Here is a 19355-nt window from a genome sequence, read left to right on the forward strand (position 1 = left end):
CCCTTTAAATTAATTAGGTGGTTTATGTCGCACTTCAAGTTTTACTCTGCCCAGTATTTGGGAATCGATATGTAATCGCCACGCTGGATCTACCTAGCCATATCACAAATATTGCATATCTGCTAAGGAATACAAAACAATATTCAACTGATAACCTAATAAGGCAACATACTTTATTTTCCCTCTACGCCCCATTCGTTCCAAAGAATATACGTGATAAAGCCATTGAGCTAATGCACGGAAAAACTAATGGGGCTCTGCATACAATGTTAGGCGTTGCTGCATCTAGAATTAAAGCCGTTCAGAACTTTCAGGCTTGTCCAAAATGTATTGAAATTCAGCTAATAAAATATGGTGAAGCTTTTTGGAAAAGAGACTGGTTCATACCCAATCTACCGATATGTATAGAACATGGTTCATCCTTATCTATTTATAAAGAAAAACCATCAGATTCCAGACATCATTTTCAGCCATTCATAGAATCACATTTTTCAATAGAATCAGTTGGCTCAGTCTTTTCTCAAGACCTCATCATATCAGCACCAATACAGCAATTACTGAATCTTTTCTCATATCCATCAATATCTTTTGACCAATGGACTCACTTCTATTATGGATTGGCACAAGACTCTGGGTATGCACGTGGGCAACATATAAAACACGATCAAATTTTAGAACTGTTCTTACAATATTGGGGTCAAGAATATCTTCAAGCTAAAAATCTACTTTGTCATCAAAATGAGGAAAATTCTTGGTTAAAAAATATATTCCGTAAGCACCGAAAAAGCTTTAGTTTCTTTGAACATTTACTTGTTTGGCAAACTTTTCTTTCACGAGAGAAATTAGAAAATATTTTTCATCATGCTCAACATATTCAGCCAGTTTTCATAGTAAAAACAACAACTATTGAAAATGACTTAGATATTGTAAAGTGTGCAGAATACCGTAAAAAGTGGCAGCAGCTTGTTAGAAAGAATGGTATTAAGGTGAGTCGCTCCATAAGCAATGGAGGTGCCATCTATGCGTGGTTATATCGCCATGATTATAAATGGCTTCAACAATATAATTCCAAACATCAAGTAGTACGTTCGCCTCTTAACACTCGTGTAGACTGGCATAATCGTGATCGAGAATATGCAAAAGTACTATTGCGACTTGCTCACCAATTCAAAGATGATCTGAGTCCTACACCTAGACGTTCTAGAAACTGGTATCTTATGCAATTACCACAACATTCAAGCATAGAGCATAACCTCTCTAAGCTCCCATTGGTTAGATGCTTTTTGGTAAAGTATGTTGAAAGTATTACTGAATACCAGCTACGCAGAGTCTGTGTAGCTGTTAAAATCTTATCTTCAGATTTTCAACCGTTGCACTTATGGCGAGTTTTCCGCTTGGCAGGACTTAGCAAAGAAAGAATCACCCCTGATGCAGCAAGAATTCTAAAACTATCTGGATTTTTCAATACTCATGACGGTAAAAATTAATCATTTTGATCATAATGTAACAGTTACACATATTGGCGGCCTATTCAAAGGTTCAAAATCAAAAATCTGGAGTATTAACCTACAATGCTCACCAAAACAAGAAAAGAAATTTACTAACTTTAGCAATGCAGCCATGTTAATTCGTGGCAAAAAACTAAACTGTAGCGAAAGACAATTATCTAAACCGAATCTAGTGATTACTTTGTCTGATCAGAATTTTCTAACCCCCTCTCTTTTAAAAGATTTTGATGAATTATCAACGGATTCAAATCTTACATATTTTGAGGGAATACAAACTAGTTTCATTATAGAAGGACCCAATCAGGTCACTATTCATCTACCACAGTTTGAGCTTGCAAGAACACTTTTTCTCATTAACTCTTATTTTTGTCGGGCAAGCCTCAGTACAACGACCATTCAAAATGAATTTGCAATATGCCAAGATAATGAGGAAACAGTAATTGTCTTTTTAGAAAATACAATGCCTTTAAAACTTGTAAATCAAAAGGGAACCCAATGTCTATTAGCCTGGTTACTACTTGATCCTAATGCCAAACAGTCATTTGAAAGCATTTGTCGTTATTTTAATACTCAACTGATTGATAAGGATGGATGGAAGAAATGGATTTTTCAATTTGATCCACCCTCAATGGACGGTTGGACACTCCATTTTCGAGGAAGATATAATAGGTCACAAGATGCTTTTCTTGTTGAAGAAATTGTTGGCATAGAAATCGATACTGATATTCCTACTGACATTAGTTTTGATCACCCATCTTTCACTCAAATCAAGACGGAAGGACAACAATCGGAACAAGGCTACAAACCCGAATATAGTAGTACGCTTGACCCTACAATTGAAGATGGTACGACAGCGTCCATAGAGCACGGAGTTCGTATTTTGGATGGTAATGAGTCATGGGTGAGTTTCAAAAAACCATTGACCATCAACAAGAAAGGGAAAACCAAAATAACAGGACAGAAAAGCACGGATGCTGAAAATGATGAATCGGCTTCTGGTCATTTAGCGAGTACAGACGAGGCAAATAGTGCAGGCGATTTACCTGCGGCAGATGTAGGAGGGAAAAAGGACTACACAAATTATGATCAGAAATATGCCCAACGCTATCATGATTTCAACTCGATGATACAAGTGCTTCAATCTACACATCAATGTGTGCTATATGAATCACTTACCCATGAGCTTACGAAAGTTGGGCGTTCCGAGTGTCATAGAATCAGTAAAGATAAACTACGAACCATTAAGTTTGTTCACCTTTGCTATAGAAGTGATGACTTTCTTCTCATTGAATTAGATACATCAGATGGGGTAAAAAGTATATCAACTAAGTTAATCTACCTGACAACCGATGATTGGAAGATTTATTTAGATAAAATTAAGACTCATCTAGTCGCAAAATCACTGTCATGGCCAAATGATTTGTTTGATGATGTATTTGGTGCAAATGCCCATACTCATATTGTCCATCCACGGTTTTCATCACAAGGAAATGACTCTTCAGAAGCTGTTAATAATTGGGCTGTAAGAATTATGAATGTGTTAAAGGATCTATTTTAAATCAAGGAAAATTATCAGTTTATCAGACCAAATGATAAGGAAAAATATTTTAACTTTTGCTATAATTTGTTCATTCAATAAACAAAACCAAGAATTATGCTACCTAGTTTTCAAACACTATGTGGGGCACCATGGCGGATTTTACCTCCTGGTGAACATCTTGCTACATTACAAGAGGTTAAACAAACCTTAGCCTTTAATCCGCATAGACTTAATCTATTTAATGGACTTGTAAACGCAGCTAATTTACTCGCTCGGTCAGGATGTAAGTATTTATACCTTGATGGAAGCTATGTCACTGAAAAAGATATGCCTGGTGATTTTGATGCTTGTTGGAGCATTGAACAGGTTGACTTTAATATTGTTGATCCAATTTTTCTAGATTTAAGTAATGGGACTACTGCCCAAAAAGCACGATTTGGAGGAGAGCTCTTCCCCAACTGTACAGAAAGAGCATCAGGCAAATTGTTTAAAGACTTTTTTAAGAATGAAAAACATACAAATCAGGAAAAAGGGATTATTGTAATAGATCTTCAAGCCGAATTTTCTTTAATGAATCAGGGAGTGTAAAAATGATTTTAAACTCTTTTGAATTAAGTCTAACAGAGCAAAAAATTAAGCAGATACAAGCTACAATTATTGAAGTAGAGAAAGATACTTCTGTCGCTCCCTTTATATCAAAATTAGAATTAGATTCTTTAAATGTATTTTTAAATGAATTAGTTGAAGAGCGTGATGAGTTCTTAGAAATTAGCCAAAAATTTAAACACAAAATTCCTGTAAAAAAGGAAATACTTAAATACCCAGAAAATCTAGTTTATATCAGAATAGCTAATGATATTTCTCAAGAAGATATAGCTGCACTTTTAAATGTTAGTATTGAGGAAATAAAAAGACAGGAAGACTACCTTTATAGACATTTAGATTCTATTTCTTTATTAAGAATAAATGACTTTTTAGAAGAAAAAATATCGAATAGTTTAACTGTACATACGTCTCCAATTGATTGGAATAAATTTCCAATTAAAGAAATGTTAAAACGTAAATGGTTATTATCAGGCAATATTGATCCAATAAGTGCAATCAAAGCACGATTTACAGATCTTTTTGGTAACGAGCAATATGAATTAGCATTACATAGAAAGTTTCACTTTAATGGAAACTCCCCCAATGAATACTCATTGCTTGCATGGCAGATTCAGGTTCTCAGTAAAGCAAAAGAGATAACAAAGCAAATTAAGGTGCCAAAATTTAATAAAGATTCATCTTGGCTAAATCATTTAGTTAGAATTTCTACTAATTCAAATGGACCTTTAGAAGCTCAAGAATTTCTTTTATCAAAAGGAATTATACTAATTGTAGAGCCACATTTACCATCTACATATCTTGATGGTGCTGCAATGCTTTTGCCAAATACTTCAATCCCTGTAATAGGGCTCACATTAAGACAAGATCGCCTAGATAATTTTTGGTTTGTTCTTTTCCATGAATTAGGTCATATTTTTCTTCATCTGAATGCGGAACGCACCTCTATAGTTGATGAAGACGTAGGTATAACTAAAGATGAGGTTGAGATTGAAGCTGACAACTTTGCACTGAACAACCTAATTCCTTCAGAACAATGGGATATGTGCATGTGTAGGTTCTATATCAATGAAGATGCCTTAAATGAAGATGCCCGAAATCTAAATATTCACCCAAGTATTATTGCTGGTAGATTAAGAAGAGAAAACAATAATTATCAAATTTTTAATGAAAAAGTTGGATTAAAGCAAGTAAGAAAATTATTCTGGGGTGATGAATATGATTCTGAGTAACCATTATGTTCCTTTCTTAAAGTGGCGACAAAGTGAATACCAAGCATTGTTTAAACTCAAAAAAGAGATTAAGGATCTTATCACCCCTTATATAATAATGCCTCCAATCGAATATGATTTTGAAGAAAAGCGATTAAAGAAAACCATTCAAGAACATATTGAGCCGATGCCAAAACGGCTCAAAGACAAATGGGGTTCTAGACTTGCTCTTCTAGACTTTCATGACAGTATTGAACAAGGAATCATGGACAATGGAGAAAATGTTATAAAATATGTATATACCAAGAGTCTTGCTATGGGATGTAAACTAATTCCCGTTATTTCTTTCGAAAAGTCTAAATGGTATTTAACAGAAATTAAATCAATTATTAGTACACAAAATTGCGGCCTTGCTTTAAGACTTTTTCTTGAAGATTTAGATAAGCCAAATATAAATGGTGAAATTGATCAAGTATTGGAGATGTTTGATTTAAATATAAATAATATAGATTTGATTATTGATTTAAAAACACCTGATAAATTTGAGCCATATGCTTTGTTTTCCAACTTAATCTTTATGAAAGTTAATAAGATAAACAACATCAAAAGTTATCGTTCTTTTGTTATAGCAGCACATTCACTGAATCTAAGAGAGATTAAACAGCCTGGTGGGTTGTTTACTCGCCATGAATGGATGCTATATCCTTATCTTATAAAGAAGTTCAAAGATAAATTACCAACTTTTGGAGATTACACAACTGATGATATAGAGTTTCTCCCTCCTATGGATATGCGGAAGGTCAACCCATCAGCAAAATTAATTTATACACTGCCTCAGCATTGGCACGTCTTAAAAGCTAAAGCATTTAGAGGGAATGAGATCCAAATGGTTTCTCTTTGTGCAAATGTTATTGGACTACCAGGTTACAAAGGAGTTCCTTTCTCTGATGGGGATAAACGAATTCATGATACTGCTAATGGTAAAGCAAACTTTGGAAACCTAGGAACATGGAAGCAAGTGGCAATCAACCATCATATGACAAAGGTTGTTCATCAACTCTCCAGTTACCACGCTTCAATAATTTAGTTTTAATTTCCAAGGCTAATTGTTGGACAGTCATAACTTGATTCAATTGCTTATACAATTCTTTTCTAGTTTTATATTCAAGTCTCTCTGTAATACCATATTGATACAGTAGGTCAATAGCTTCTGACTTCCATAAGATATGAGCTAGACTAATGAAGTCTACATTTGGATTAAGTTTAGCTCGCCTAATAGAACGAAAACTTACGCCACCTCTAGGACCTTTAGTGGCTAGAATAAGCCCACACCATTCAGGGGTAGAAATCATTACATCTTTAAAATGATTTTCTGCTACAACAAAGGTGACTTTTTGCAAGCTTTTTGAATATTGTGATAACTGATTTTGTAATCTAAGTAGATTATCTTTAGAACTCTTAATTTCATAGCCATGAATACAGTTATCAAACACTGCTATGTCTACTCGATTTCGACCATGCTCTAAAGATAGCTCATCAACGACTAAATGATCGTCTTTAACGTAGTATTGCTTTTGCAATCTACTGTGTAAAGCATGACGAATATCTTGATCATTTGTTGCATTCATTTTCTTTAAAGTATCTAAACTTCACCTATATTTAAAGATGTATTATACAATGTAGAAAACTTAGACGATAGAAAGACTAACAATTTCCGTAGACAGTTAACAACTATTTTGTAATTATGAAAATAGGAAGTTTTAAATTTTTTATTTTAAGTTAAAAACTATTTTGTCATTTATATAGCAAAGAAATTATCTAACACTTTGATTTTGGTTGTTCTTTAGTTAACAACTATTTTGTCTGACCATATCAAGGGCTATTGTACTTTCCGAGGGAGAGACAGAAGATCAAGTCTTACCCTTGTTATTTGAGACTTATTGTGGAAAAACTACTTTTGAGCTAGGCATAAATTTTGTTGCAGTGAATGGCTCAGGAGCTAAATATCTTCCCTTTCTTATATTAGCCAAAGATTTTGACATACCTGTATTCATATTTTCTGATGGAGAATCTAAAACAGTACAAGAATTAAAAACTAATTATGAAAAAGTATTCGGATCAGTTGACTTGATGAGCTGTAATAATATTACTATCTTAAATAATACAGACTTTGAAGGATATTTATTAGAACAGAATTATACAGCATTGATAGAACACTCTATTAAACTGGTGAATGGTGAAAATTTTATAGAAAATTGGATAGAGCGTAAAAATGGTACTCCATTAAAACCTAAAAAGTCAGCTAGACCACCATGTACATTATGTAATCAGCCTATATTTGAATCTCTACTTAGAGATTACAGTGGAGATGAAGGTAGAAAGCGAGCGATTCTTGAAATTTTAGACTCAAGTAAACCTCAGTATGCAAAGGCTATTGCTGAAAGTTTATTATCTTTAACTGCTGATGAATTGCCACAAAAACTAAAAGATCTTTTTCAACAAATAACTACTGGAATTGGATATGAATCTCTCACAAATACAACTTCAGATAGTTGAGTCTCCTTTGGATGTACCTATTCAGGTCTTAGCATCTGCTGGTGCAGGAAAGACTCGGGTTTTAACTGAGCGTATAAAATATATCTTAGCGAATACCAAAAAGAATGGAGTGATAGCTCTAACATTTACTAATAAAGCTGCTGATGAAATGTTGATGCGATTATCTTTCGAGGAAAATATTCAAGAAAGAACATGGATTACGACTATTCATTCAATGGGTCAAAGGATTCTTGAAAAATATGGTCATACTGTTGGTTTACCTACTGACCTTCATGTTTATGAAAGAGATCAGGATAAAATGGAAATTTTTATGCAATCTTTACGTGAAGATGGCATAGATGTTGATGAATATCTTAATGTGGTAGATTCGAGAGAGTTAAAAAACAGAGAAAAGCAGTTACAGAAATATTTAGATGTGTTTGCTCAGATTAAAAGAGAGATACTTACAGAGTTTGATATTCTTGAAGAGTATCCAAATAAAAATGTATGGAAAATATATGAAGCTTATCAAGATTCAATGATCCGTAGTGGCGGAATTGATTATGATGATATTTTAATTTACGCACATAGAATATTGATAACACATGATTGGATTGCCAAAATTTACAGAGCTAAATATAAACATATTTGTGTTGATGAGGCTCAAGATCTTAACAAAATACAGTATGAATTTATCAAAGCTTTTTGTGGCGATACATTAAAAAGTGTTTTTATGGTTGGTGACCCTAATCAGATGATTTATGGTTTTAATGGGTCATCTAATAGATATCTATGTGATGAATTTGTAAGGGATTTTTTACCAAAAAAATATGACTTAAAAGATAACTATAGAAGTACTAGAGAAGTTATTCAAGTTGTGAATAAGCTAAAATCGGATTCTCAGGTTGTAAGTGAGTATGCTCTGAAGGGGCAGGTACATTTTAATGAGTATGAGGACGAAATAGAGGAAGCTAAGGGGGATTTTAGCTCAGATACAAAATTTACTTCAAATGAGAATACATGATGAAATTGAAGGTGAAATTACACTTGATAAGATGGTAGTTATAGCGAGAAATCGTTTTGTATTTAGTAGTTTGGAGGAGGTGCTTAGAGATAATAATATTGTCTATTCTCTCAAAAAAGGGGAAAGATTACTTGAACCATCAACTAAATTTGCTAAAACCTTAGATTTTTCTATTCGAATTAAGTTGAATCCAAAGGATTGGGTTAATGGTAAAAAATTATGTCAACTACTCCAATTAGAGGAACCTCTAAATTGGAATAATGATGTGTTATTGGAATTAGCGGATAAAATAAATATTTCAAGTGATCCTAATCGACAACTCTTATCAGAATTATTAATTGCTGTTTATAGTTTGGAAGTTGATAATCCTAAAATACCTAAATTAATCAAATACTTTCGTGATAAATTCACTATTTGGATTGGAAGACAATCAAATATTTCAGATACCAAATATGAAGATATTAGATTGAGTATCCAAGAACTAGATGAGTTTAATCACACATGGACAATCTTTAAAAGAAAAGGGATAGGCGACTCTCTGAAGGCTTTTAGGAATGCATTGGTGCTAGGACAGCTTTCTGAAAATAACTCAGAGAAAGGTTTGACCTTAAGTACAGTTCATACTATGAAGGGATTAGAGAAAGATATTGTTTTCTTAATGGGCATGTGTGAAGGGGTATTCCCAGATTATCGAGCACTTTCAAAAGAGCAATTCGAAGATGAGAGAAATAGTGCTTTCGTTGCAGTGACTAGGGCAAAAAGATGGTTATATGTTTCTTATCCTAAATATAGAAAAATGCCTTGGGGTGATTTTAAGAAGCAGAAAAAATCTAGATTTATGTTAGAGATGGAAAAGGATTATTAAGCAAAGATCTTGAGTCTGTGCAATAAACTATTAACGATCTATAATATGAAATTTTCATACTTATAGTAGATTTTGTTGCGGTTCATAAAGCATTGAACTGTAACATTAAGGTAGTTAAATGAAGCAATATCTAGATTTGTGTCAACGCATAGTTGATGAAGGCGTATGGGTTGAAAATGAACGAACTGGAAAGCGTTGTTTAACCGTTATTAATGCTGATTTAGAGTACAACGTAGGGGCAAATGAATTTCCCTTGGTTACGACTCGAAAAAGTTATTGGAAGGCTGCGATTGCAGAGTTACTAGGCTACTTGCGTGGGTATGATAATGCTGCTCAGTTTAGGGCTATAGGCTGTAATACTTGGAATGCAAATGCTAATGAAAATGGAGCATGGTTAGCTAACCCTTATCGTAAAGGTGAAGACGATATGGGGCGAGTATACGGAGTCCAAGGGCGTCATTGGCGTAACTCAGAAGGTAAAGAATTTGACCAACTTCGTAAGATTTACGATGACTTGCGAAACGGTATTGATGATCGTGGTGAAATTCTGACTTTCTATAACCCAGGTGAGTTTGAAATGGGATGCTTACGACCTTGTATGCATACTCACACCTTCTCTTTGGTCGGAGATACACTTTATTTAACATCATCACAACGTTCGTGTGATGTTCCATTAGGTCAAAATTTTAACCAGATTCAAGTCTTCACGTTATTAGCCCTCATGGCCCAAATTACAGGACATAAGGCTGGAAAGGCTTATCATAAAATTGTGAATGCACATATTTATGAAGATCAGTTGAAGCTTATGCGTGATGTTCAGCTTAAACGTGAGCCTTATCCTGCACCAAAACTTTATATCAACCCTGCGATTAAAACGCTAGAAGATATTGAAACGTGGGTAACGTTAGACGATTTCGAGGTAGAAGGGTATCAGTATCACGAACCTATTGCTTATCCATTTTCAGTGTAAGTAATATTTATTCATAAAAGAGTTCTCTGTTTGATTAAAACTTAAAGTCATCATCCAAACAGAGTCCTCTTTTTAAACTAATGTTTAAGTAGTTCTGGGTTAATACCTTTAGTGTCTAACAGTTCTTTTAAGCGGTTGATTTCTAACTCAGCTAAAACAACTTGCTTTTTATGTTTTTCATACATCTCTCTATAGTAATTATTCGATTCTTTTAGTTTTTTTAACTGATTATTTGTATTTTCAAAAGAAAGCTTTATATCTTGGTATTGATTAAACCAATAGATAACTTCATTTTGTGTTAGAACTAGTTTTTCACCCAACGAAATTTCATTAACCACCATATGGTTTTTACTTTCTTCATCCTTGAGTTTTCTTTTGTCTTTGATTTCTTTTAGTTTCTGGATAGGCCAATCACGGTTTGTAATTGTATTTCGATGAATACCTGTCATTTTTGATAATTGTGCAATAGTGGCCTTGAGCTTTGGATCTTGCTCGATTTCTAATAGTGCTTTGTTAATACTTAACGTATTCATTTCATAGTCTTCACTATTTTTTTGATCATAAGCTTGATTATTCATAGTTCAACCATTTCACCAAGACTATTTAAAACCATTACAGCTTCGTCAATTGCTGCCTGAATTTGCTCCCTATTATGAGCATATTCTGGTTTATTAAGATTTGCTTTATTTAAGATGTAGACTTCACGCCATTTCGGAGCATGTTTACTGGTGACAATAGCTTGTGAACATCTAGCCGGATTACATCTTAGGCTGCCGATGCAAGGTAAAGTCGTATCGTATTCTTCATTTCTATTACCATAACAAATGCCTTGTCCAACATACACAATAGCCATTCCTTGGTCAGCCATTGCTTCATACACTTCTTCTTCGGTGTAGCCTTCAGCCATATAGCCTTGAAACAACTTTATCAGATTAGTTTTATGCTCAACAGCTCTACCACCATAATATGTACCATTTGGATTGTGAACAGTTTTAACAGCTTCTAATTCAGCAGAGCGTCGCAAGGATTTATTACCTGTTCGGCTTCCATCCTTTGAGAGCATTTCACCAATCTCTCCATAGCCTAACGTAACTGAAGAAGTTGCTCCAAGTGAGGTAAATTTACTCACACTGTCTACGAAGTGCTTTAATTGAAAAGATATTAAAGGTAAACCGACTTCTGCTCTAAATAATTGATAGGTCAGAGTGTGGCGTAGCATATATGGATAAAATTTAATTTGATTAGCTACAGTAGCATCCAAAATTTTCACAATAAAATTATTCATCTGATGGGTAATGCCAGTACTGCCCATCGGTATAGGTGAATTACTAGAGCTCACTGTGTCCATATTTGAGATAAGATAAGGTGATGATTTAATTTTTGCTATATATGATGCTGCTAATATTGCATCTCTAACAATAGGTATAGCTACCCATTTGTCATCAAACAAACCTGTATTAATCTCTTGTTGATGCTTTTTTACAGTACTTTTAATTAGCCAGACTTCATGCTCCTCTACTAAACATGAGCAATCTTGTACTTTTACTTCTGCTAATTCAGATGGCCTCATACCTGTATATTGAGCCACTAAGTACACGCATGAATATGAGACTAGATTGAAGTATTCACGGAGTTTATCTAATTGGTAGTTGCGACTAGTTAGGGCTTTCCTCAATGTTAATCCACATGCTAGGCCATTTTTATTTAACATCCAATCATAGGGCTCGATGATGCTTAAAACGGAACTTGATGAGTACCCTTTATTTCTCAATCGAAGTGCAATATAGGCATTCAAAATTTCATGATTAACTCGTACTTGATTTGCCCAAGAAGAATATTTACTAGAGTATAAAGCTTCTAAAGAATTGATATCCAAGATCTTTGATTTTTGACCTGTCGCATTCAAAAAGTCCACTACGATTAAAGATGCTATTTTGGATAAATTTTCAAATACATTATCGGGTAAAACTTTTTCCTTATTCTTTTTTTCAGTACTTGGAAGTTTCCTCCAATTTAAACTATTTAGTTCAACATAAGCTAGAGGCTTATCAAATACATATTTAACAGCACTAGGGCTACGTAAGTATTCAAAAAATTGATCTAATTCTCTACCTTTTACATATTCGTATTTTTTGGCAGCTTCATGGTAATGCTCGGTATTTACCTCGGAGAGTGTTTTAATCTGTGTTTGAACAAACTCATAACCTAGCTCTTGACTTATTTGTATGAATATTTGATTAATAAATGTTAACCCTTTCTCAAAAATAGGAATCAAAGAATTAACTTTTAGAGTCCCTTTTTTACTATTTTTCCTGCTGTTAAGTTTAGGTCGGAAAATAAGATTGTTAAGTAAAGCAAGTTCTAAGATGATTTTTAGTTCTGTTAGTACAAACTTTGGAATATTTTTGTATTTTAAAAAATTAATGCGCAGTTTTGCGCCTTTTACATTTTGTGCTGCATTAGGATAATCAGAATTAAAATCCCAAACATTATCGGAAAATTTAGATATTTTTGAGACAGATCTTTCCATAAGAGCGTTTATGTATGTAGTGGACTCTATAGATTCTTGTGGATGAAGATCACTATCTAAATTCTTAGCAGTGTTTAGCTCATTCATTATATAGCGGCGATGATTAACAAAACCCGTCAATATACTTATTTTCGCTTCCTTATCCATTACACTACTCCATCAATTGTTATTGTAGATCCAAGATAGTTGGATCTATTTTTTCCAATTTCTAGTTCTTCCTTTGAAAAATCTGAAGTTTCAGGATCTGTAATATAACTTAGGAGTTCTAGGTTTTCTTTGATAATTTTTCCGTAAGGAGTATCCATCACTCGTGAATTTTCTAAAATAGCTAGGTAATCACGCTTCATTGCAAATAGCTCAGGAAGATAATTTGCTGTAATAATGACGTTGTCACAACTTAAGCATTTGTTATATTGCGAGCAGGGCGTTCCAGGAGTATAAGAAGCCATTTTTTTTACAAAGTCAGGTGGATCAAAAATATTTCTGCATGCAGCCAGATTGGTTTTAAATGTTACTCCCAACTCTTCCTCATTTTTGATTTCTATTGTTTTAATTTTTTCTTCGGAGCGACTATTTAAAGTTGATTGATGAATTTCCATCAATTTCTCATTAAGCCTCTTTCTGCTAATGGAATTAAAATCTAAAGAGTCGATATAGCCAATAGTTGTATGCAAGGATGAGTGACCAAGCATCAATTGAATCTCATTTATAGGTACATCAGCTTCAAGCATTTCACTTACGAAACTTGGTCTAAACCTACTTATTGTAAGGATTATAGGTTGGCCATGGTCATTTTTTAATTGATATTTATCAATAAATCTAGCAATACTATGACCTAATGGACTCGCATTTTTTTCGTTAGTTCCAAGTAAAGAACTGATTTGTCCGTGTTTTTTAGTACTATTTGATTGATAAATGAAGAGCCTATCCTTAATCATGCTATCCTCGATATTTTCACGGATGCAACTAGTCATTTGAATTACCTGTTTGAAAATTTCTTTTACAGAGCTAGATTGGCTTTCTGTGAGCCAAGTTATCTTCGCCTTGATAAGATCAAGGTGATACTCTTTATACCCATCGGATCTCTCTTTCCAATATCTTAGGCATGGTCTAGATGTGGCTGGATGGCGAGTTTCAAAATCCTTTATGTCTAGGAATAGTATGGAATCAGTATTTAGACCTGTAACTTGAGCGAGTCTTAGAATATAAGGCACTAATAAATCTATTCCGATCATCGGTGTGACTCCCCATTCTTCATAGACCTCATTCAGACCTTTTTTCGAATCTTTAATAATACTGAGAAATGCCTTTTCAATATGGGTTTTAGCTGTATTGTGATGAACAGGTTTACAATCCAAAAAATTTTCAAACAGCCAACGAGCATTATCTAGGTTTGATAGACCTTTTATTCTATTTCCATGTTGATCCAGAGGATTTATTCCGATACCTGTTTTTTTATAGGGTTCTAAACTTAATTGAGTTTCAGAAATCGCTTTTTCGATAGCCTCTAATATTTGAATTCGTTCATTCTTACTAAAGGGTTTTTTTGTGTCCGTTTGCCTATGGGCATCGAATCCCTGTACATCAAAAAAACTGTATTCTAAATTCTTTACTTTAGTCAGTCTATTAAATGTCATACGTACTGAACTTAAAATAGTATTTGCATGATGGCTTGATATATTGTTTTGTATTATTTTGTCCTCAAGATAACTTCTATATTTGGATAATAGATACTCATCAAAAGTGTCAATAATTCGTAAAGGGCTAGATCCGTATAATTCAGATAGAAATTCTACAAATAGGCCGCATGCATTTGTGTAGTTACTTCGTCCTGAATTAGAAGGTAGGGTTTTCATCTGTGAGGCAAAAAGTTGTTCAATCTGAATAAAAGGCTCTAACTCAGAAGGTTCGATGAAGTCGAGTACACTATTGAGTTTGAGAGTAGCTAATCTGTTGAAACGCTCCTTCATAGTTTCACGAGGTATATCTAGAAGTTTCTTCCTTTCATGATTTCGTTCAGAAACACTTTTATAATTCGTATTTAATAAACCAAGTTTTTCGAGATCTTTGTGAATGAAATCCCAAGCATCTTTGACAATATCAAAACGTAAATCACTTTGAGTAATAGGAGATTGCTTTGTATGCATTTTCCCAAGTGAGATTTTGTTACCAAAAATTGGTAACTGGCTTTTTTCTTTCAAGTTTAGCTTTCTGTACCAATTTAGCAGTTTCCTCCTGCTTTCAACGGCTCCAGCTCCTGAGTTGCCTTTTGGATATACTAAAATTCCTTTTTCAATCATTTTTTGAGTTAATGGATAAGCTAACTCTCTATAATTGTTAGCTGAGCTCTCCGAAATGCCTAGAACGGTTTGAATATGTTCGATTGCTACGTTAAAACCCAAATCTGTATTGGCTTTTGTAACTGGTATATCCCACATGGCGTCTATATCATCAGATATGGTTGATACCCATTGGCTGATAACGGACTTAGCATCTTTAATTGCTCTCTTACGACTTTTAATTGTTTTGAAGTCTGCCGAGATAATTCCTAAGTTATGAAGGTCTTCATGAATGTAATCAATTACTTCTGCGATCCATTCATATTGAGTTGATAAAGATGCCCAAGAACGTTGTTCACTACCTATTGATTTAAAACAAATATTACTCGGATATAAAGCTAAGCGGGGGAGGTTTTTTTTATCATCAAAGCTCAGATTACTATACCAATCGAGTATTCTCTGGCGAATCAAATTCTCTCTGCTTGATGCTTCTTCTACAATAATTTGCATTTCAGCCATCTTTTCTATTAATGGCATTGTAAGGTGTTTTCTATGTCGAGCCTCGCTCAGAGTAATAGGTAGCTCTTTTGATAAAAAATCAGACAGAACATTAACCCCCCAAGGGCTCTTAAAATCATTACTAAGTGGTAACTTTAATAGATGATTTGGGGACTGTAATAGGTTGTCTACCCATATTTTTACTAGGTGATCAGTGGCTTTCCCATTATTTTTCACTTTATATCCTTAATACAGATCTTTAACTGAGTTTTTTCACTTAAACGTTTCATCTTTTCAGCTCTAGTTAAGAGATCACCTTTTTCATCACACATGGAGTTATAGATATCTTGAGGAATACTGGTATATATTTGAGTGGTATTTAGGTGATTATGACCTAAGTTTTTTTGTAAAATCACAAGTCGATCTAAATAGTCACTTCCCAAGTCATTTGATTGTAAAATTGCATAAGCATTACCATGTCTGAGCTTATGTGGGGATATTTGTCTATCAAGACGACCTTGCTTAATAGCACGCTTGCTTAGTCGTTCTAGTAATTTATTGATGGCAGATGGAGTGTAAGGAGTCCCTTGAGCATTTAAAAATGCAGGAGTCTCAGTAGGCGTAGCATATTTTCTTGCATATTTTTTATATAGTGGGGAAGCATGATATTTTTGAATACGCTCAATAGTTGCTGAGCTGATTAACGTCCAACGGTGTTTGATTTCATTTCCACGACCTTTACTACCTTGAACTTCAAGTGGTACGTAATTTAGACAGATTACTTTGTCTGATTCTCGAGATATAAATTTTTGAGAATTAAAATTTACAGCATCCTTAAAGTGTTTGAGCGTAACACGTGGAAGTTCTGACCGACGAAGGCCTGAGTCGTACAAAAATTGAAGTAAAACTCTTTCTCGTTCAGATGAAGTTGATTCAATTAATATGAAAAGATCATCTAGATTACAAGCAATTATACCTGTTCGTTTTGGTGCTTTTGATAGATAGCCTTTCTCGTAAGGATTATCTTGTCTAAGTGGCTTACGACCTTCTGTAGATGAGCATAAGAACTCTATAAAAGCCCGTATAGAGGCATCACGATTTCTAACAGTAGATGAGCTAATATTTTGATCGCGACTTAAAAAAGTCAAATATTCTTGTATTACGTATGAAGGAACAGTAATAAATACATCATCACTTTCATCATCATTATAATCTTGGCGGGTACGGATATATTGCAGGAAGTAAGTTAGATTTTTACCGTAAGTACTTGCGGACTTATATGAAATTTTTTCATGCTTGGAGTAATAGGATAAATACTCAGAAATGAGAGGGAGAACCTTAACGTTATCGTCGAATACAACGACTCCATTAACATTTATTGTTTTATCAATTTTTATGTTCTGAGCATGATGATTTAAACATGACTTAGATAAGTCTAGTTTTATATTTGAACAAACTCTAACATCCATAATGTACGCCAAATTACTGCATAGACTAAGTTATATAACATACTGTGCATAATTTAAACGTTAGTATAAACGTAAAAAAGTAAGAGGTTCTAAGCAGCTAAAACTTCGTACTGTGAATTATTGATTTGGGGGAATAAAAAGAAAACGTCCGCACTGCGCTGGTAAAGCTGGCATGACAGCTTATTGTCCTGAACAAAAAACTGGAACAGGGTATGGCAGGGCGGCAAGGCCACTTTCCCAGCCTCATTGGGATTCCAGCCTGAAACGATCAAACGGCGTGAATTGGGATTAGTTTTAATTTCATTCACAAGCCATTGAATCTGATCAAAACCATTTTGCTGATAGCTACCATCTTCATTTTGAGTTGCGCCAAAGTTACGCCATTGATGCCCGTAAACAGGACCAAGTTCACCCTCAGGGCGACCAAAACGTGCAGTTTGTTCTGCGGTCGCCCATTCATCCCAAATGCTGACTTTATTATCTTTGAGATATTGAACGTTGGTATCGCCTTTTAGAAACCATAGTAGTTCAATCACAATCGAGCGGAAGTGTACTTTCTTGGTGGTGAGCAGTGGAAAGCCCTTAGAAAGATCAAAACGCATCTGATGACCAAATACTGAACGTGTACCCGTACCTGTACGATCGCCTTTATCGCCGCCATTGTCGAGGATATGTTGTAAGAGGTCTAAGTAAGTGCGCATCGTGATTCCTAATCGCAAATTTTTATCGCACTGATTTTATCAGAATTTATGTGATAAATATCTTTTCAATTTGGCGACATTGATTGCCGCAGTTTAATCCTTATGCTCTATTCTAATATAGCTGATTGTTTTATATTAGATTCTATAAATAACGACATGGATAATGAATACAATGAATTTTAAACCAGAAAGTTTGCCGAACAGTTTGCAGCCATTCTTAGAAAAAATCTCGGCTACTATTTTGCCAACAGTCAGTATGCAACTCACGCCTGATGATAGATTAACTGTATGGCAAAGTAAGATTGGGGGAGAACCTTACTTACCTTTGGATACTGCTTATCCTTTAGATTCTAATGGCAATCCTCTTGCTTTATTGGCCCAGTTTAATTTTGTGGAAATTCCAAGTTTACCTAATTTCCCAGACAAGGGGATTTTGCAGTTCTATATTGCTGCAGATGATTTGTATGGGATGAATTTCGGCGACCAACAGCAGCAATCTGGTTTTAGGGTTTTGTACTTTGATCAAGTGATTGAGGATGCATCACAATTAAAACAGGACTTTTCTGAGTTTGAGTTGGGTGAAGAGGATTATTTACCTTTTACTGGACAATACTCGATTGAATTTACCTTAACCACGCAACCAATCAGTTTGGGCGATTTCGCTTTTGCGCCGAAAATCTTAGGGACTGAAGACCTTTATGGTTTTGAAGATCAATTTGAGGGTGGTGATTTTGAAAATGATTTCATTGAACCTTATCATGAACTTTTATCTGCAAGTGGGCACCGTTTAGGTGGTTATCCATTTTTCACCCAAACTGATCCACGTCAATATAATGCAAATATTCAGGATTATATTCTACTATTTCAGTTGGATAGCGAAGATGCAGAGAATGAGATTATGTGGGGAGATTCAGGTGTTGGGAATTTCTTTATTCACCCTGAAGACTTAAAGAGGCGAGATTTTTCTAAAGTATTGTATAACTGGGATTGTTACTAAATAAAAAAGCGGATGATCACCCATCCGCTTTTTTATTTTAAAAACTTATTCACTGATGAAGGTAACTTTGCCATCAGTCAAAGACTCAACACGCGCTAAAGATTCAACACGATAGCCTTTTTCAAGTAACACATCACGACCTGGTTGGAATGACTTTTCAATTACGATACCCACACCCACAACTTCAGCATTTGCTTGGTGAATCAAATCGATTAAACCTAATGCCGCTTGACCATTTGCCAAGAAGTCGTCAATCACAAGCGCTTTATCTGTTGCGTTAAGATGCTTGTTAGAGATCGCGATAGTGCTTTCAGTTTGTTTGGTGAAAGAGAACACTTTAGAACGGTAAAGATCATCTTTGAGTGTTAAAGATTGGTATTTACGCGCGAAAATTACTGGAACACCCAGCTCCAAGCCAGTCATGATTGCAGGTGCAATTCCAGAAGCTTCGATCGTAATAATTTTAGTAATGCCTGCATCTTTAAAACGAGCAGCAAACTCTTTACCAATCTGTTGCATTAACACGGGGTCAATTTGATGATTTAAGAAAGCATCAACTTTCAAAACCTGATCAGATAGAACGATACCTTCATTTAAGATTTTCTGTTCTAAAGCGTACACGGGA

At 34.5% G+C, this 19355-nt stretch carries 16 protein-coding genes and 1 pseudogene; 10 read left to right on the forward strand and 7 right to left on the reverse strand.

Annotation, left to right across the window (positions count from 1 at the left end):
• Nucleotides 1-17 precede the first annotated feature (17 nt).
• From ABLB98_RS02540 to ABLB98_RS02560, 5 genes are all read left to right on the forward strand, one after another.
• On the forward strand, nt 18-1487 hold the full coding sequence (locus ABLB98_RS02540; protein WP_151711499.1) for a TnsD family Tn7-like transposition protein: 1470 nt from the start codon (nt 18-20) through the stop codon (nt 1485-1487).
• The gene (locus ABLB98_RS02545) at nt 1471-3066 is read left to right on the forward strand and encodes a Tn7-like element transposition protein TnsE (protein WP_178883239.1); all 1596 of its coding nucleotides are present in this window, start codon (nt 1471-1473) and stop codon (nt 3064-3066) included. Before ABLB98_RS02540 ends, ABLB98_RS02545 begins: the two co-directional genes overlap by 17 nt.
• A 96-nt stretch (nt 3067-3162) precedes the next feature.
• Nucleotides 3163-3636, forward strand: a complete 474-nt coding sequence (locus ABLB98_RS02550) for a hypothetical protein (RefSeq protein WP_005088774.1) — start codon at nt 3163-3165, stop codon at nt 3634-3636.
• A gap of 2 nt (nt 3637-3638) precedes the next feature.
• On the forward strand, nt 3639-4883 hold the full coding sequence (locus ABLB98_RS02555; RefSeq protein ID WP_005088776.1) for an ImmA/IrrE family metallo-endopeptidase: 1245 nt from the start codon (nt 3639-3641) through the stop codon (nt 4881-4883).
• A complete protein-coding gene (locus tag ABLB98_RS02560; protein ID WP_005088778.1) occupies nt 4870-5949 on the forward strand; it encodes a beta family protein in 1080 nt (359 codons plus the stop codon). Before ABLB98_RS02555 ends, ABLB98_RS02560 begins: the two co-directional genes overlap by 14 nt.
• On the opposite strand, the gene ABLB98_RS02565 is transcribed toward ABLB98_RS02560, so the two are convergent.
• Nucleotides 5888-6490, reverse strand: coding sequence for a sce7726 family protein (locus tag ABLB98_RS02565; RefSeq protein WP_005088780.1), 603 nt, complete (start codon nt 6488-6490; stop codon nt 5888-5890). The two genes, ABLB98_RS02560 and ABLB98_RS02565, sit on opposite strands and share 62 nt — an antisense overlap.
• Before the next feature lie 253 nt (nt 6491-6743).
• Between ABLB98_RS02565 and ABLB98_RS02570 the strand changes: the two genes are divergently transcribed.
• The 4 genes from ABLB98_RS02570 to ABLB98_RS02585 all read left to right on the forward strand — a co-directional run bounded on the left by ABLB98_RS02570 (nt 6744) and on the right by ABLB98_RS02585 (nt 10256).
• Nucleotides 6744-7418 (forward strand): TOPRIM nucleotidyl transferase/hydrolase domain-containing protein, encoded by a 675-nt coding sequence (locus ABLB98_RS02570; protein WP_369028934.1) that lies wholly within the window; start codon nt 6744-6746, stop codon nt 7416-7418.
• A complete protein-coding gene (locus ABLB98_RS02575) occupies nt 7384-8421 on the forward strand; it encodes an ATP-dependent helicase (RefSeq protein WP_256731750.1) in 1038 nt (345 codons plus the stop codon). The genes ABLB98_RS02570 and ABLB98_RS02575 overlap by 35 nt, the downstream gene beginning before the upstream one ends.
• Nucleotides 8408-9286, forward strand: a complete 879-nt coding sequence (locus ABLB98_RS02580) for a 3'-5' exonuclease (protein WP_256413857.1) — start codon at nt 8408-8410, stop codon at nt 9284-9286. Before ABLB98_RS02575 ends, ABLB98_RS02580 begins: the two co-directional genes overlap by 14 nt.
• A gap of 118 nt (nt 9287-9404) precedes the next feature.
• Nucleotides 9405-10256, forward strand: coding sequence for a thymidylate synthase (locus ABLB98_RS02585; protein WP_069120389.1), 852 nt, complete (start codon nt 9405-9407; stop codon nt 10254-10256).
• A 77-nt stretch (nt 10257-10333) separates the two neighbouring features.
• Here ABLB98_RS02585 and ABLB98_RS02590 read toward each other — a convergent pair whose 3' ends face one another.
• From ABLB98_RS02590 to thyA, 5 genes and pseudogenes are all read right to left on the reverse strand, one after another.
• The gene (locus tag ABLB98_RS02590; RefSeq protein WP_069120387.1) at nt 10334-10834 is read right to left on the reverse strand and encodes a hypothetical protein; all 501 of its coding nucleotides are present in this window, start codon (nt 10832-10834) and stop codon (nt 10334-10336) included.
• The gene (locus tag ABLB98_RS02595) at nt 10831-12933 is read right to left on the reverse strand and encodes a site-specific integrase (RefSeq protein ID WP_178883238.1); all 2103 of its coding nucleotides are present in this window, start codon (nt 12931-12933) and stop codon (nt 10831-10833) included. The genes ABLB98_RS02590 and ABLB98_RS02595 overlap by 4 nt, the downstream gene beginning before the upstream one ends.
• Nucleotides 12933-15800: a site-specific integrase gene (locus ABLB98_RS02600; RefSeq protein WP_178883237.1), complete on the reverse strand. Its 2868-nt coding sequence runs from the start codon at nt 15798-15800 to the stop codon at nt 12933-12935. Before ABLB98_RS02600 ends, ABLB98_RS02595 begins: the two co-directional genes overlap by 1 nt.
• Nucleotides 15797-17032: a tyrosine-type recombinase/integrase gene (locus ABLB98_RS02605; RefSeq protein ID WP_004668611.1), complete on the reverse strand. Its 1236-nt coding sequence runs from the start codon at nt 17030-17032 to the stop codon at nt 15797-15799. Before ABLB98_RS02605 ends, ABLB98_RS02600 begins: the two co-directional genes overlap by 4 nt.
• A 140-nt stretch (nt 17033-17172) precedes the next feature.
• A pseudogene (gene thyA, locus ABLB98_RS02610) lies at nt 17173-17733 on the reverse strand (thymidylate synthase); the annotation flags it as partial.
• A gap of 172 nt (nt 17734-17905) precedes the next feature.
• Here thyA and ABLB98_RS02615 point away from each other — a divergent pair.
• Entirely contained in the window at nt 17906-18730 is an 825-nt protein-coding gene (locus ABLB98_RS02615) for a YwqG family protein (RefSeq protein ID WP_348883457.1), read from the forward strand.
• Nucleotides 18731-18775: 45 nt separating this feature from the next.
• Here ABLB98_RS02615 and ABLB98_RS02620 read toward each other — a convergent pair whose 3' ends face one another.
• Nucleotides 18776-19351, reverse strand: coding sequence for a xanthine phosphoribosyltransferase (locus tag ABLB98_RS02620; RefSeq protein ID WP_004658926.1), 576 nt, complete (start codon nt 19349-19351; stop codon nt 18776-18778).
• Nucleotides 19352-19355: the final 4 nt, after the last annotated feature.

Source organism: Acinetobacter yuyunsongii (assembly GCF_041021915.1).
Taxonomy (GTDB): Bacteria; Pseudomonadota; Gammaproteobacteria; order Pseudomonadales; family Moraxellaceae; genus Acinetobacter.

Bases quoted from the DNA above. Each gene is read 5' to 3' on its own strand.
- ABLB98_RS02580 (WP_256413857.1), top strand. From the start codon at position 8,408: ATGAGAATACATGATGAAATTGAAGGTGAAATTACACTTGATAAGATG.
- ABLB98_RS02550 (WP_005088774.1), top strand. From the start codon at position 3,163: ATGCTACCTAGTTTTCAAACACTATGTGGGGCACCATGGCGGATTTTA.
- ABLB98_RS02545 (WP_178883239.1), top strand. From the start codon at position 1,471: ATGACGGTAAAAATTAATCATTTTGATCATAATGTAACAGTTACACAT.
- ABLB98_RS02560 (WP_005088778.1), top strand. From the start codon at position 4,870: ATGATTCTGAGTAACCATTATGTTCCTTTCTTAAAGTGGCGACAAAGT.
- ABLB98_RS02585 (WP_069120389.1), top strand. From the start codon at position 9,405: ATGAAGCAATATCTAGATTTGTGTCAACGCATAGTTGATGAAGGCGTA.
- ABLB98_RS02595 (WP_178883238.1), bottom strand. From the start codon at position 12,933: ATGGATAAGGAAGCGAAAATAAGTATATTGACGGGTTTTGTTAATCAT.
- ABLB98_RS02555 (WP_005088776.1), top strand. From the start codon at position 3,639: ATGATTTTAAACTCTTTTGAATTAAGTCTAACAGAGCAAAAAATTAAG.
- ABLB98_RS02590 (WP_069120387.1), bottom strand. From the start codon at position 10,834: ATGAATAATCAAGCTTATGATCAAAAAAATAGTGAAGACTATGAAATG.
- ABLB98_RS02605 (WP_004668611.1), bottom strand. From the start codon at position 17,032: ATGGATGTTAGAGTTTGTTCAAATATAAAACTAGACTTATCTAAGTCA.
- ABLB98_RS02575 (WP_256731750.1), top strand. From the start codon at position 7,384: ATGAATCTCTCACAAATACAACTTCAGATAGTTGAGTCTCCTTTGGAT.
- ABLB98_RS02615 (WP_348883457.1), top strand. From the start codon at position 17,906: ATGAATTTTAAACCAGAAAGTTTGCCGAACAGTTTGCAGCCATTCTTA.
- ABLB98_RS02565 (WP_005088780.1), bottom strand. From the start codon at position 6,490: ATGAATGCAACAAATGATCAAGATATTCGTCATGCTTTACACAGTAGA.